The 12,566-nt window shown below is 72.0% G+C and carries 16 protein-coding genes; 3 read left to right on the top strand and 13 right to left on the bottom strand.

Translation table 11 applies throughout. The features are described from left to right. Positions 1-24: 24 nt before the first annotated feature. The 3 genes from IQ210_RS35490 to IQ210_RS35480 all read left to right on the top strand — a co-directional run bounded on the left by IQ210_RS35490 (position 25) and on the right by IQ210_RS35480 (position 2,667). A complete protein-coding gene (locus tag IQ210_RS35490) occupies positions 25-1,518 on the top strand; it encodes a bifunctional phosphatase PAP2/diacylglycerol kinase family protein (RefSeq protein ID WP_194083307.1) in 1,494 nt (497 codons plus the stop codon). Between the two features lie 114 nt (positions 1,519-1,632). After that, positions 1,633-2,454 (top strand): class I SAM-dependent methyltransferase, encoded by an 822-nt coding sequence (locus IQ210_RS35485; protein ID WP_194083305.1) that lies wholly within the window; start codon positions 1,633-1,635, stop codon positions 2,452-2,454. A gap of 42 nt (positions 2,455-2,496) precedes the next feature. Next, the gene (locus IQ210_RS35480) at positions 2,497-2,667 is read left to right on the top strand and encodes a hypothetical protein (protein ID WP_059195288.1); all 171 of its coding nucleotides are present in this window, start codon (positions 2,497-2,499) and stop codon (positions 2,665-2,667) included. A 1-nt stretch (position 2,668) separates the two neighbouring features. Here IQ210_RS35480 and IQ210_RS35475 read toward each other — a convergent pair whose 3' ends face one another. The 13 genes from IQ210_RS35475 to IQ210_RS35415 all read right to left on the bottom strand — a co-directional run bounded on the left by IQ210_RS35475 (position 2,669) and on the right by IQ210_RS35415 (position 12,484). Then, the gene (locus IQ210_RS35475) at positions 2,669-2,953 is read right to left on the bottom strand and encodes a gas vesicle protein K (protein ID WP_059195289.1); all 285 of its coding nucleotides are present in this window, start codon (positions 2,951-2,953) and stop codon (positions 2,669-2,671) included. Beyond that, positions 2,950-3,138, bottom strand: coding sequence for a gas vesicle protein (locus IQ210_RS35470; RefSeq protein ID WP_194083303.1), 189 nt, complete (start codon positions 3,136-3,138; stop codon positions 2,950-2,952). The genes IQ210_RS35475 and IQ210_RS35470 overlap by 4 nt, the downstream gene beginning before the upstream one ends. Next, a complete protein-coding gene (locus IQ210_RS35465) occupies positions 3,135-3,890 on the bottom strand; it encodes a GvpL/GvpF family gas vesicle protein (RefSeq protein WP_194083301.1) in 756 nt (251 codons plus the stop codon). Before IQ210_RS35465 ends, IQ210_RS35470 begins: the two co-directional genes overlap by 4 nt. Further along, positions 3,890-4,216, bottom strand: a complete 327-nt coding sequence (locus tag IQ210_RS35460) for a gas vesicle protein (RefSeq protein ID WP_194083300.1) — start codon at positions 4,214-4,216, stop codon at positions 3,890-3,892. Before IQ210_RS35460 ends, IQ210_RS35465 begins: the two co-directional genes overlap by 1 nt. Then, positions 4,213-5,307, bottom strand: coding sequence for an SRPBCC family protein (locus IQ210_RS35455; RefSeq protein ID WP_194083299.1), 1,095 nt, complete (start codon positions 5,305-5,307; stop codon positions 4,213-4,215). Before IQ210_RS35455 ends, IQ210_RS35460 begins: the two co-directional genes overlap by 4 nt. Continuing rightward, the gene (locus IQ210_RS35450; protein WP_194083298.1) at positions 5,304-5,954 is read right to left on the bottom strand and encodes a DNA primase; all 651 of its coding nucleotides are present in this window, start codon (positions 5,952-5,954) and stop codon (positions 5,304-5,306) included. Before IQ210_RS35450 ends, IQ210_RS35455 begins: the two co-directional genes overlap by 4 nt. Next, positions 5,951-6,214 (bottom strand): gas vesicle protein GvpG, encoded by a 264-nt coding sequence (locus IQ210_RS35445; protein ID WP_194083297.1) that lies wholly within the window; start codon positions 6,212-6,214, stop codon positions 5,951-5,953. The genes IQ210_RS35450 and IQ210_RS35445 overlap by 4 nt, the downstream gene beginning before the upstream one ends. 9 nt (positions 6,215-6,223) lie before the next feature. Beyond that, entirely contained in the window at positions 6,224-6,994 is a 771-nt protein-coding gene (locus IQ210_RS35440; RefSeq protein ID WP_194083296.1) for a GvpL/GvpF family gas vesicle protein, read from the bottom strand. Further along, positions 6,991-7,422 (bottom strand): gas vesicle structural protein GvpA, encoded by a 432-nt coding sequence (locus IQ210_RS35435; protein ID WP_194083295.1) that lies wholly within the window; start codon positions 7,420-7,422, stop codon positions 6,991-6,993. The genes IQ210_RS35440 and IQ210_RS35435 overlap by 4 nt, the downstream gene beginning before the upstream one ends. 61 nt (positions 7,423-7,483) lie before the next feature. Next, positions 7,484-7,837 carry a gas vesicle protein GvpO gene (locus tag IQ210_RS35430; RefSeq protein ID WP_194083294.1) on the bottom strand — a complete coding sequence of 118 codons (354 nt, stop codon included), beginning with the start codon at positions 7,835-7,837 and terminating at the stop codon, positions 7,484-7,486. An 86-nt stretch (positions 7,838-7,923) separates the two neighbouring features. Next, positions 7,924-8,853 carry a non-homologous end-joining DNA ligase gene (ligD, locus tag IQ210_RS35425; RefSeq protein WP_194083293.1) on the bottom strand — a complete coding sequence of 310 codons (930 nt, stop codon included), beginning with the start codon at positions 8,851-8,853 and terminating at the stop codon, positions 7,924-7,926. Then, positions 8,850-10,697 carry a transketolase gene (locus IQ210_RS35420; protein ID WP_194083292.1) on the bottom strand — a complete coding sequence of 616 codons (1,848 nt, stop codon included), beginning with the start codon at positions 10,695-10,697 and terminating at the stop codon, positions 8,850-8,852. The genes ligD and IQ210_RS35420 overlap by 4 nt, the downstream gene beginning before the upstream one ends. Further along, entirely contained in the window at positions 10,694-12,484 is a 1,791-nt protein-coding gene (locus tag IQ210_RS35415) for an NAD(P)/FAD-dependent oxidoreductase (protein WP_194083291.1), read from the bottom strand. The genes IQ210_RS35420 and IQ210_RS35415 overlap by 4 nt, the downstream gene beginning before the upstream one ends. Positions 12,485-12,566: the final 82 nt, after the last annotated feature.

Genomic DNA, 12,566 nt, shown 5'->3' with positions numbered 1-12,566 from the left:
CCACTTCAGGGTACCCGGCAGCGCATGACCCCTGACGTGGACCTCACCGCCCCGAAGCCCGGCCGGCACGCCGTGCGCGACGCGCTGCTGGCCCTCGACTGCCGGCTCTTCGAGTTCGCCGCCGAGCGGAACTGGCCGCTCGCCGAACCCGTCCTGCCGCGGCTGAGCCGGAGCGCGAACCACGGTGTGCTGTGGTTCGCGGCCGGCGCCGTGATGGCGGCGAGCCGCACCCCGCGCGCCCGCCGGGCCGCCGCGCGCGGCCTGGCCTCGCTGGGCCTGGCCTCGCTGACGATCAACACCCTCGGCAAGCGGTCCGTACGCCGCCCCCGGCCGGTCCTGGACCCGGTGCCGCTGGTGCGGCAGCTGAAGCGGCAGCCGATCACCACGTCGTTCCCGTCCGGGCACTCCGCGTCAGCTGCCGCGTTCGCGACGGGCGTCGCGTTGGAGTCACCGTCCTGGGGCGCGGCGGTGGGCCCGGTCGCCTGGTCGGTGGCGCTGTCCCGCGTCTACACCGGCGTGCACTTCCCGAGCGATGTGCTGGCGGGCGCCCTGCTGGGTGCGGGCGCCGCGTTCGCCGTACGGGGTCTGGTGCCGACCCGCGCACAGATCGGTACGCCGCCCCGGCCGCGCGCGGAGGTGCCGGCGCTGCCCGAGGGCGAGGGGCTGGTCGTGGTGGCGAACAGCGCCGCGGGCACCTCCGAGCGGGTGCGGGCGCTCCAGGCCGCGCTGCCGCGGGCCGAGCTGGTCGAATGCCAACCCGCTGACATGCTCGCGGAGTTGGAGAAGGCGGCGGCGCACGCGCGGGTGCTCGGCGTGTGCGGCGGCGACGGCACGGTGAACAGGGCCGCCGAGGTCGCCCTCCGCCACGGTCTGCCGCTCGCGGTGCTGCCCGGCGGCACGCTCAACCACTTCGCCTACGACTTGGGCGTGGAAGGCGTCAACGATCTGAGCCGGGCCGTCCAGCGCGGCGAGGCGGTACGCGTGGACGTGGGCCGCTTCCGCTGTGCCGGGACGCGCGGCATCTTCCTCAACACGTGCAGTCTGGGTGTGTATCCGGAGCTGGTGCGGGTGCGGGACCGCTGGTCGCACCGGATCGGCGGCTGGCCGGCCGGGGTGCTCGCCGCCCTGCGCGTGCTGCGCACCGACCGGCATCCGCTGGAGGCCGAGTTCCGCGGCCGCACCCGCCCGCTGTGGCTGCTGTTCGTCGGCAACGGCACCTACCACCGGGTGGGCCTGGCCCCGGGCCGCCGCCTCGACCTCGCGGACGGACAGCTGGACGTACGGGTCGTGCACGGCGGCCGGCGTCCCGCGACCCGGCTGCTCGCCGCGGCCCTCGCCGGCCCGCTGACCCGCTCCCCCGTCCACGCGGCCGTCCAGGTGAGCCGACTGCGCCTGGCGGGCGTGACACCGGGCACGCTCCTCGCCTACGACGGCGAAGTCACCGAAGTGGCGGGCGAGGTGACGCTGGAGAAGCTCCCCGAGGCACTAACGGTGTATCGCCCTCTGTCCGGCTCCTGATCATCCGTCAGTCCACATAGTAAAACGTGGGTCTCATCATTCGACATGCGCGCGTACGGTGAAGACGTACCGATCACCCGGTACCGGCACCGTGTCGAACAGGGGAGTTCAGCCATGTCGAAACCGCAGGAGACCGCCGTCTACACGCACGGACACCACGAGTCGGTGCTGCGCTCGCACACCTGGCGCACCGCCGCCAACTCCGCGGCGTACCTGCTCGGTTCGCTGAAGCCCCACATGAAGATCCTGGACATCGGCTGCGGTCCGGGCACCATCACCGCCGACCTGGCGGAGCTGGTCCCCGACGGCCATGTCACCGGCGCCGACCACGCCTCCGGCATCCTGGACCAGGCCCGTGCCACGGCGGCCGAACGCGGCCTGACCAACGTGGACTTCGCGGTCGCCGACGTGCACGCCCTGGACTGGCCGGACGACACGTTCTGCGTGGTCCACGCCCACCAGGTGCTGCAACACGTCGGCGACCCCGTACAGGCGCTGCGCGAGATGAAGCGGGTCACCAAGCCGGGCGGCTTCATCGCGGTCCGCGACTCCGACTACGCGGCCATGACCTGGTACCCGGCGTCCCCGGGGATGGACGACTGGCAGGACCTGTACCAGCGGGTGGCCCGCGCCAACGGGGGCGAGCCGGACGCCGGGCGGCGGCTGAAGTCATGGGCGCTGCGGGCGGGGCTGACCGACATCACCGCGACCTCCGGCACCTGGACCTTCGCGACCGCCGAGGAGCGGGCGTGGTGGAGCGGCCTGTGGGCCGACCGCACGGTGGCGTCGGCGTACGCGGAGCGGGCCACCGCGGGCGGGCACGCCACGGCCGCGCAACTGGCGGCGATCTCGGACGCCTGGCGGGAGTGGGGCAAGCAGGAGGACGCGTGGTTCAGTGTGCTGCACGGAGAAATTCTGTGCCGAAAGGACGCCTGAATCTCCGTTTCCGGGAAACCCGGAATTCAGGAGGTTCACATTATGGTTGCCATCCTTCTGGTGCTGCTTCTGGCATTGATTCTCTTCGGTGCCGGATTCGCGGTGAAGATTCTCTGGTGGATTGCGCTCGCGGTACTGGTTCTCTGGCTGCTGGGATTCCTGATGCGGGGCACAACCGCAGCCGGAGGCCGGGGCCGCTGGTACAGGTGGTGAATTAGTCCCGGGGCAGCAACGGTCCCAGCGGCCCGAGGTCCAGGTTGAGGTCCTCGGGCCGCAGTCCGTACCGCTCGCGCAGTTCGGTCATGCGCTCGTCGAGCAGCATCAGGGTGAGCCCGATGCGCTCCTCCTGCTCCTCGGTCAGTCCCCCGTCGTCGAAGCGGCGCAGCGCCTGGCGTTCCATGAGCTGGCGCAGCAACTCGACGACCGTCAGGACGAGTTTGACCAGGTCGCGTTCGACGGTGTCCGGTTCGAGGTCGAGCCGGTTGCGGGCACGGGTCACGTCGACTCTCCCCAGGGTGAGGGCACGTTCTCGTTCACGGAGCTGATCAGGGCGTTGAGGTCGATGCGGACGAGGTCGACGTCCGCGATGCGCAGGGTGATGTCGCCCGTGATGACGACCCCGCCGGCCAGCAGCCGGTCGAGCAGGTCCACCAGGGCGATCTCTCGGCGTTCGACGACGGTCAAGGTTTCTCCCCCGCGAAGGAATAGGCGGCCCACGGGCCGGTGAGTTCCACTCGGAAATCGGTTGTCTCGTCCTTCGTCCGGTCGACGAGTTCCACGAATTCCTCGGACCGCGACCGCGGCACCAGATAGGCCGCATTCAGCACGTTGCGGCCCGCCACACCGGAGAGCGTGGCGTTCTGCGGCGGATGCAGTCGCGAATCCTCGGCGACGGCGGAAAGTGTTTCGTGCAGCCGGTTCGCGAATTCCTCGGCCCGCTGCCACAGATCCTCGTGGGCGCGCACGCTGGACCGCCGCTGCCGCAGATAGTCCCGGCCCGTCGCGGGCTTGTCGGCCGGTGCGCCGGTGTCCGCGGGCGGCTGGTCGGCGTAGAGCTTCACCCCCCACTCCACCCGCCCTTCGAGCCGGTCGAGGGTGCGCCGGAAGTCGGCCTCCCTGGCCTGGAGCATCGTGCGGACGCCGCTGTCGTCGCGGAAGACGGTGGCGAGCCGCAGCGGCAGCGGGGTGGTGACGACGGTGAGGGCGTCGATCACGCCCTGGTGGGCACGGGCCGTGGCAGTCAGCCAGTCCAGGTCCTCCAGACGGGACCGGAGCGGCTCCTCCGCGAAGTCCCGCTCCGGCACATGGCTGACGACGGCGACGAGGCCGTGGTGGGTGAGCAGTCTGGGCGGATCACCGGCCACGCCGGTCAACTCGGCCTGCAACGGCGTGCCGAAGGGGCGGCAGACGGCGTACACATAGCGCAGCCCGGTCATCAGGCCTCCTTCTCCTGGCCCCGCCCGGGGTCGAGTTGCGCGATCCGCTCGCGCAACTCGGCGTTCTCCCGGGCCAGTTCCTTGCGACGGGCGCCGGAGGACAACGCGGGGTCGTCCTCCCACCAGTCGATGCCCATCTCCTTCGCCTTGTCGACGGACGCGACGATGAGCCGCAGCTTGATGGTGAGGAGTTCGATGTCGAGCAGGTTGATGCGAATGTCGCCGGCGATGACGATGCCTTTGTCGAGCACCCTCTCCAGGATGTCGGCGAGGTTCGCGCTGCCGTCACGGCCGTAGGGTTCGGGCAGCCGGCCGGGGGTCGTCATCGACGGCTCCCGCCCTCGGCGTACTCGTACTCCTCCTCGTCGGCCCCTTCGTCCTCGTCCTCGTACTCGCCCTCGGGCTCCTCGTCCTCCTCGGGCTCCTCCTCGTCCTCGTACTCCGCCCTCTCGTCCTCCTCCTCGGCGTACGGACCGTCCTCCTCCTCAGCTTCCTCTTCCTCGCCCTCGTACGCCTCCTCGTCCTCCCGCTCGTCGTCCTCCTCGGCCACCGCGTCCTCGTGGCTGCGGACGACCTCGCCGTCGCGGATCTCGCCGCGCCAGCCGTCCTCGGCCTCTCCCTTGAGGGTGACGAAGCGGACGTAGTTCTTGAGGTCGAGACGGGCCCGGCGGCCCTGGGCGCGCCAGATGTTGCCGGTCTTCTCGAACAGGCCCTTCGGGTAGTACTCGATCACCAGCAGCACCCGCGTCAGGCTGTCGGCGAGCCGGTGGAAGGAGACCACGCCCTTCGTGGTGCCCTTGGCGCCCTCCGACGTCCAGGCGATGCGGTCGTCGGGGACCTGCTCGGTGGTGTGCGCCTTCCAGCTGCGGCTGGACCAGAAGACCTTCAGCTGCCAGTCGGAGGTCGTGTCGTCGGCGCGGTTCGCGCTCTTCACGCCCTTGGCGAAGGTGCTGAAGTCCTGGAACTGCGTCCACTGGTCGTAGGCCGTGCGCAGGGGGACGCCGACATCGACGTACTCCATGATCACGGTGGGCTTCTTGCCCGCCCCGCCCTTGCTCTTGCCCTTGCCGCCCCCCAGGTTCTTCAGCGCGCCCATGACGTTCTCCTTGGCGCGGGAGGCGCCCACCTCCAGGGCGGAGCGCAGTGGTCCCTTGCCCTCGGCGAGCTTGCGGCCACCGTCGAGGGCGAGCTTGGTGAAGCCGGGGCTCTTGCCGTCGGCGATGTCGTTCAGTTTCACGGTGGTCTCGCCCAGCTTGCGGCCCGCGCCGATCAGCAGGCGCTGGGCCTGGGCGGCGAGGTATTCCTGCGCCTCGGCCTTGAGCCGGTCGGCGGCCTCGCTGCGGGCGACCCCGCCGAGCGGGCCCGCCTTCGCGGCGCCGCCCGCGGCGGAGGCCGCGGATCCGACGGTGTCGGTCATCGGTCACCGCCTCCCTTCGAGACACGTGAGCGGGCGCCGCGGGCGGTGCCGCGGGCCGCGGCCGTCTTCTTGGCCGCGGTCTTCTTGGTCCCGGCCGTGGCCTTCTTGGCGGGAGCCTTCGCCGCGCTCTTCTTGGCGGGAGCCTTCTTGGCGGCCGTCTTCTTCGCGGGTGCCTTCTTGGCCGCCGCCTTCTTCCGGGGCGGCTCGGGCTCCTCCCGCTCAGGCTCCTCCTGCTCGGGCTCATCCTGCTCGGGCTCATCCTGCTCGGCCTCGGGCTCGTCGCCGTTCTCCTCGTACCCCTCGTCCTCGTCGTCCTCGGCGTCCGGCAGCACGCCCGCGATCTGGTCGCGCACCTGGGCGGTGCGGCCGTGCAGACGGTCGGCGAGGGCGTCGATCTGCCGCTCGACCATGGCGCCGGAGGCCGCCTTCCCGACCCCGCGCAGGTCCTCGCGGAGCTGGTCGCCGATCTCCTTGAACTGCGGGTTGTCCCGCAGCTGTCCGGAGACGAGGTCGGCGAGCGCGCGCGGGCTCAGCTGCATCCGCTTGCCGGCGACCAGGGTGCCGACGGCGAAGGCCAGTTTCAGCTTCTTGGTACGCCCGAGGACGTATCCGGCCCCTACCGCGAGGCCCAGTCCCACTCGGTTCATCGGCTCGTCCAGTCGTTGGTTCCCGCGCTCGGGCGCGGGCCGGTCTCCAGCCGGTCGAGGAGCTCGTCCTCGAGCCGGTCGAACTCCTCCTCGTCGATCTCGCCCGCCTCCAACCGCTCTTCCAGTCGGGCGAGTTCGGCCCGGACCGTGGCCGGGTCGTAGTAGATGCGCTCCGCCTCGCTCAGTACCTGTCTGATGACCCAGGCGCTGCCGCGCACGGGCGCGAACGGCAGCAGCAGCACCTCTCCGATCAGTCCCACGTCCTCACCTCACTCCCCGGAGCTCTCGGCGCCGGCCGTGCTGCCCGCGGGCTCCGCGGGGCCGGGCTCGACGAAGCTGTACGGCGGCAGCGGGCCGTTGACCCGCAGTTCGAGGTGGGGATGGCTCTTGCGGACCTGCTCCACCGCCGCGAGGAACGTCTCGGCCCCGTCGCGGTCCACCAGGAACGACACGTTGGCGATCCAGCCCGTGGACTCGGGCCCGGCGCTCACCGCCGCGGCGCTGGACTCCAGGCCCTGGCGCACCTCGGTGGCGTCCTCGGCCTCGCGCGCCTTGACGGCAGCGACCACCATCTCGCCGAGCCGCAGCTTCTCCTCGTAACTGCCGCCGCCCGCCCGCCGGTTGGCCTCGGTCAGGGACCGCAGCTCGGGGTTCTCGGCCATCACGCGATGGAGTACGGCCTCCTCGTCGTGGGTGGCCTTGACGTTGTACTCGACCTTGCCGTCCAGCGCCCGCAGACGTTCCCTGTAGTGCTCGGCGCGTTCGGCGAGCACCGCGGTGACGGTCTCGTCGTCGGGTGCCACGCTGCCGAACCGCATGGGCAGCACACAGCCGCCCGCGCCGGCCTCGGCGAGCACGTTCTGGTGGGCGAGCAGGTCCTTGCGCTTGGGCCGCAGCCCCTCGGGCGCGTCACTGACGACGGCCGCGAGACCGCTCTCCTGGAGGATGCGCACGGGCCGCTGCGGGTCGCCGACGCCGACCATGTCCTCGGGCAGCGAGGAACGGGAGCCGTCGATGATGCCGTACACGTACGTGCTCACTCCTGCTCCTCCTTCCTGCGGGCGGCCGTCGACTTACGGGCGCGCGGCCGCTGCTGCTGTTCGGGCTCGCGCTCCTCACGCGCCTGCTTGAAGGCGTTGGAGACGGTCTCCGCGGCGCCGGACAGCGCGCCCTTGGACTTGCCGCGGGCGCCGGACTCGGTGATCTCGCCGACGAGGTCGGGGACACCGGGGCTCTTGCGGGGTCCCGCTTCCAGGTCGAGGCGGTTGCACGCCTCGGCGAAGCGCAGATACGTGTCCACGCTGGCCACGACGACCCGGACGTCGATCTTGAGGATCTCGATACCGACCAGGGAGACCCGCACGAACGCATCGATGACGAGACCCCTGTCTAGGACTAGTTCCAGAACGTCGTAGAGGCCACTGCTGCCGCCTCCGCCACCGCTCTGCTGTGCCGGGACAACGGTCATGCCGACCGCGCCTCCTTCTCTGCCTTGGCTGCTGTGTCTGGTGGGACGTCGGTTCGGCGGCCTACCGGCCGCCGGACCTGTGTGCGTCGGCACGTCCGCGTTCGTAGCGGCGGACGCGCCGGTAGCCCGTGAGCTGGCCTTCGGGGTCGAGGTCGACCTGGTAGCTCGCCATCAGGCTCATCGTGTCGGGCACGCGGGCGAGTTCGAGGACCTCGACCTCCAGCGACCAGCCGTCCTCCGTCTGCTCGAAGGACGACACCGTCTCGGCGGCCATGCCGGTCAGCTCCGCGAGCTGGGTGCGTGCATGGCGCAGCACCTGCATGGGGCTCGGCCGGTCTTCCGCCGTGTCGCTTTCCGCCCGCTTGGGGGCTTTCTGTGAATCCTGCGTGTCTGATGTGTTTTTTGTGTTCGTCATGGCCACCTCCTGCTCCGGGTGGCCGCATGTCCGCCGGCCAAACCTTTGAGGTGCGCGGACCTGGGACGAGGCCCGGCGGGCGGCCGTCAGCCCCGCATCGCGTTCAGCCTGCGCCGGGCCGGGCCGAGGGCGCGGCCCTTGCTCAGCACACCGGCCCAGGGGTTGGTGCGGGCCTGGTCGACGGCGTCGGCGATGGTCCAGCGGCGGGCGTCGAGGCCGGGGTCGTCCAGCTGGGACCAGGACAGCGGGGTGGCCACGGGGGCGCCGGGCCTGGCCCGCACGGTGTAGGGCACGACCGCGGTCTGGGCGTAGGCGTTGCGCTGGACGTCGAGGTAGAGGCGGTCGCCGCGGTCCTTCTTGCGGGCGGCGGTGGTGAACCGGTCGGGATGCCCGGCGACGAGGAGGTCGGCGACGTCCTTGGCGAAGTCGCGCACCTCGTCGAAGTCGTCGTGGCCGTTGACCGGCACCACCACGTGCAGCCCGCGGGAGCCGGTCGTCATCGGCACCGACGGCAGTTTCAGCCCGTCGAGCAGTTCCGCCAGCAGCGTGGCCGCCGCGTGCACCGGGGCGAAGTCGTCGCCCTCCCCGGACGGGTCGAGATCGAAGACCATCCGGTCGGGGCGCTCCAGCCGTCCGACCCGGGACAGCCAGCGGTGCAGGGTGAGGCTGGCCTGGTCTGCGAGGTACACGAGGGTGGCGGAGTCGTCGCACACGGTGTGGCAGACGGTGCCGCCCTCCTTGGCCACCTCGACGCGGGTGATCCAGTCCGGGTAGTTCTCCGGGGTGTTCTTCTGCATGAACCGGGGGCCGTCGAGCCCGTCCGGATGCCGTTCCAGCATCAGCGGGCGGCCGCGCAGGTGCGGCAGCATGAAGGGGGCGACGGCCCGGTAGTACTCGACGAGATCGCCCTTGGTGTACTCCTTCGTCTCCCCGCTCCCCGGGAAGAGCACCTTGCCGGGCCGGTGCACCTCGACCGTGCGGCGTCCGGCCCGCACCTTCCGCACGTCGTCCGTCATCGCACGATCGCCTCTTCCACCAGCAGCTTCGCGGCCGCCGCGATGCCGTCGGCGTCGATGCCCGCGGTGTGCAGCTGCTCCTCGGGGGACGCGGAACCGGGCATCGTCCGGACGCCCAGGCGCACCAGCCGCGGTACGGGCCGCCCGTCGAGGAACGCGTCGAGGACGGCGTCGCCGAGGCCGCCCTCCTCGTGGTGGTCCTCCACGGTCATCAGACAGCCGGTCTCCTCGGCGGCCCGGCGCAGGGTGAGCCGGTCGACGGGCTTGACGGAGTACAGGTCGACGACCCGGACCTGGACGCCGTCCCGCGCGAGGGCGTCGGCGGCGGCCAGCGCCTCGTGCACGGTGACACCGGCGGCGACGACGGTCAGCCTGTCCTGGTCGGAGGAGCGCAGCACCTTGCAGCCGCCGACCGGGAACTCCTCGTCGGGGCCGTAGATCACCGGGCTCTTGCCGCGCGAGGTGCGCAGATAGCGGATGCCGTCCAGGCCGGCCATGGCCGCGACGAGCTGCGCGGTCTGCTGGGCGTCGCACGGGTACAGCACGGTCGAGCCGTGCACGGCCCGCATCATCGCCAGGTCCTCCAGACCCATCTGCGAGGGCCCGTCCTGCCCGATGGCGACGCCCGCGTGCGAGCCGACGAGATTGATGCCGGCGCCGCTGATCGACGCCATGCGGACGAAATCGTGGGCCCGGGTGAGGAAGGCGGCGAAGGTGGCCGCGTACGGCACGAAGCCGCGCGCGGCGAGTCCCACCGCGGCGGCGACCAGCTGCTGCTCGGCGATGTAGCACTCGAAGTAGCGGTCCGGGTGCTCCTTGGCGAAGAGCTCGGCGCGGGTGGAGTCGCCGACCTCGCCGTCGAGGGCGACGACGTCGCCGCGCGCGGTGCCGAGCGCGGTGAGGGCGTGTCCGTAGGCGTCGCGGGTGGCGATCTCCTCGCCCAGGTCCCAGGTGGGCAGGTCGAGGTGCCCGGCGCGTACGGCGTGCAGCATGCGGGCGGCGGGCGGCTCGCGCACCTCGATGCGCAGGTCGCGGGGGCCGCCGAGCTCGGCGATCGCCTCGTCGGCGTCGGGCAGCGGCTTGCCGTGCAGTCCCTCGCGGTCCTGGACGGCCTCGACGCCCTTGCCCTTGAGGGTGCGGGCGAGGATCGCGGTCGGCTGTCCGGTGGTGGACAGGGCCTCGCCGTACGCCCGGTCGACGGCGTCCACGTCATGGCCGTCCACCTCGACGGTGTGCCAGTCGAAGGCCTGGAAGCGGCGGGCGTAGGCGTCCAGGTCGTGGCCGTGCCGGGTGGGGCCGCGCTGGCCGAGCCGGTTGACGTCGACGATCACGGTGAGGTTGTCGAGGTGCTCGTGGCCGGCGTGTTCGGCGGCCTCCCACACCGAGCCCTCGGCGAGCTCGCTGTCGCCGCACAGTACCCACACCCGGTACCCGGTGCGTTCCAGCCGCTTGCCGGCCAGCGCGATCCCGACCCCGACCGGCAGCCCCTGCCCGAGCGACCCCGTGGCGGTCTCGACCCACGGCAGCCGCCGGGGCGTGGGGTGCCCTTCGAGCCGGCTGCCCAGTTCCCGGAAGGTGAGCAACTCCTCGTCGTCGATGGCGCCGACGGCCTTGTAGGCGGCGTACAGCAGCGGAGAGGCGTGTCCCTTGGAGAGGACGAAGCGGTCGTTGCCGGGGTGGGCGGGACGGTCGAAGTCGTAGCGGAAGTGGTGGGCGAGGAGTACGGCCATCAGGTCGGCGGCGGACATCGACGACGTCGGATGCCCCGACCCCGCGGCATCGGCCGCGCGCACGCTGTCGACGCGCAACTGCTGGCCCAGGTCGGCGAGTTCGGCGGACTTCATGAGTCTCCTTCCGCGGGGGTGTCGGGGCGCTTGACCGGGCCGGGCGGCTCGGAGGGCTCGGCGCCGGGTTGGTTCTTGGCGGGTTCACCGCCGGGTTGGCTCTTGGCCGGCTCGCCGCCCGGCTGGTTCTTGGCCGGCTCGGCGCCGGGCTGGTTCTTCGCGGGCTCGCCGCCCGGCCGGTTCTTAGCCGGCTCGCCGCCGGACTGGTTCTTCGCGGGCTCGCCGCCCGGCCGGTTCTTGGCCGGCTCGGCGCCGGGCTGGTTCTTGGCGGGCGCATCGGGCTCGTCCGGCGGCGTCGAGGCGTCTGCCGTATCCGTCGCGTCGGTCGTGTCCGCCGCGTCGGCCTCGACGGCCGCCCCCGGCCCCGAGCCCACCCCGCTGCTCTCCCTCTCCCTATCCTTCTCCCTCTCCCTCTCCCTCTCCCTCTCCCTCTCCCTCTCCCTCTCCCTCTCCCCCTCCTTCTCCTTCTCTCGCCGTTCCGATCCCCCCGGCACCCGTGCCAGTTCCGGCGACGACGTGTCCAGCGGTACCGACCAGGACCGTACGAGGCCCAACTGGACGGCCTGGCGCGGCAGTACGGCGTCCAGCAGCCAGTCGGCCGCCACCCGGACGCGGTTGCCGGGCATCGCGGCGAGGTGGTAGCCGCGGGCGACCGGCCCCGCCAGCGGACCGGGCAGCGGCACGCCCAGCGGGTTCGCCGCGGCCTTCGCGCCGCCCAGGTCGACGACGAAGCCCAGGTCCCGGTGCCGGTAGGCGCGCCGCTCGCCGATACCGAGCGAGGCGGCGACGTTGCGGGCCGCGACCTGGCCGTGCCGCCAGGCATGCTGGGCGGTCATCGGCGTGAAGGAACCGGGTTTGTTCAGGTCAGGCACGGCGGCCGCGTCCCCGCACGCGAACACCTCGGACCTGCCCGGCACTTGGAGGTACGGGTCGACGATCAGCCGCCCCCGCTCCAGGGGTTGGCCGACGCTCTCGACGAGCGGGTCGGGCCGGACGCCGACGCACCACACCAGCGTGCGGGTGCGGACGAACTCGCCGTCCGTCAGCAGGACTCCGTCGTGGGTGGCCTCCTTCACGGAGGTGCCCATCCGGACGTCGACGCCTCGCTCGCGCAGCACTCGGTCGGCGGTGCGGGAGAGCCGTTCGTCCATCTCGGGCAGGACGCGCGGCGCGACGTCCAGGAGCATCCAGCGCGGCCGCACGCCCTCGCGCAGCGGCTGCCTGCGGACCTGGGCGTCGGTGTACATCTGCCCGTGCGCGGCGACCTCGGTGCCGGTGTACCCGGCGCCGACCACCACGAAGGTGCAGCGGGCGGAGCAGCTCTTGGGATCGTCGGCCGCGGCGGCGAGCTCCATCTGCCGGGTGACGTGGTCCCGCAGGTACAGCGCCTCGGGCAGCCCGCGGAAGCCGTGCGCGTGCTCGGCCACGCCGGGGATCGGCAGCAGTTTGTTGACGCTGCCGACAGAGATCACCAGCCGGTCGTAGGGCAGGGTGCCGGTCTCGCCCTCGGGGTCGGTGTAGTGCACGGTCCGCCCGTCCAGGTCGATGCCGTCGGCCTCACCGAGCACCAGCCGCACCCGGGGCAGGGTGCCCGACAGGGAGACGGTGACCCGGCGTGGTTCCAGGATTCCGGCGGCGACCTGGGGCAGCAGGGGCAGGTACAGGAAGTAGTCGGTCGGGTTGAGCAGGGTGATGTCGGCCTGGTGCCGGGTGAGCCTGGACAGGGTGCGGGCGGTCCGGTACCCGGCGAAACCGGCGCCGACGATCACGATGCGGGGTCGACTCACGGTGCGCCTCCGGGGCTGTCGCGTACCTCGGGAGCCTTCCGCGTCCCCCTGGTCAGGGTGGCCAAACGTCCGCCGGTTTCCG

The sequence above is a fragment of the Streptomyces justiciae genome (assembly GCF_015163075.1).
GTDB classification, from domain to species: domain Bacteria; phylum Actinomycetota; class Actinomycetes; order Streptomycetales; family Streptomycetaceae; genus Streptomyces; species Streptomyces justiciae.
Note: the sequence above shows the minus strand (reverse complement) of the source record. Positions and strands in the feature narration are given on the sequence as shown.

What these genes read in the sequence shown, in the direction of transcription:
- IQ210_RS35480 (WP_059195288.1), top strand. Translation starts at nt 2,497, where the DNA reads ATGGTTGCCATCCTTCTGGTGCTGCTTCTGGCATTGATTCTCTTCGGT.
- IQ210_RS35460 (WP_194083300.1), bottom strand. Translation starts at nt 4,216, where the DNA reads ATGACGACCCCCGGCCGGCTGCCCGAACCCTACGGCCGTGACGGCAGC.
- IQ210_RS35465 (WP_194083301.1), bottom strand. Translation starts at nt 3,890, where the DNA reads ATGACCGGGCTGCGCTATGTGTACGCCGTCTGCCGCCCCTTCGGCACG.
- ligD (WP_194083293.1), bottom strand. Translation starts at nt 8,853, where the DNA reads ATGACGGACGACGTGCGGAAGGTGCGGGCCGGACGCCGCACGGTCGAG.
- IQ210_RS35455 (WP_194083299.1), bottom strand. Translation starts at nt 5,307, where the DNA reads ATGACCGACACCGTCGGATCCGCGGCCTCCGCCGCGGGCGGCGCCGCG.
- IQ210_RS35435 (WP_194083295.1), bottom strand. Translation starts at nt 7,422, where the DNA reads ATGACCGTTGTCCCGGCACAGCAGAGCGGTGGCGGAGGCGGCAGCAGT.
- IQ210_RS35450 (WP_194083298.1), bottom strand. Translation starts at nt 5,954, where the DNA reads ATGAACCGAGTGGGACTGGGCCTCGCGGTAGGGGCCGGATACGTCCTC.
- IQ210_RS35490 (WP_194083307.1), top strand. Translation starts at nt 25, where the DNA reads ATGACCCCTGACGTGGACCTCACCGCCCCGAAGCCCGGCCGGCACGCC.
- IQ210_RS35485 (WP_194083305.1), top strand. Translation starts at nt 1,633, where the DNA reads ATGTCGAAACCGCAGGAGACCGCCGTCTACACGCACGGACACCACGAG.
- IQ210_RS35420 (WP_194083292.1), bottom strand. Translation starts at nt 10,697, where the DNA reads ATGAAGTCCGCCGAACTCGCCGACCTGGGCCAGCAGTTGCGCGTCGAC.
- IQ210_RS35430 (WP_194083294.1), bottom strand. Translation starts at nt 7,837, where the DNA reads ATGACGAACACAAAAAACACATCAGACACGCAGGATTCACAGAAAGCC.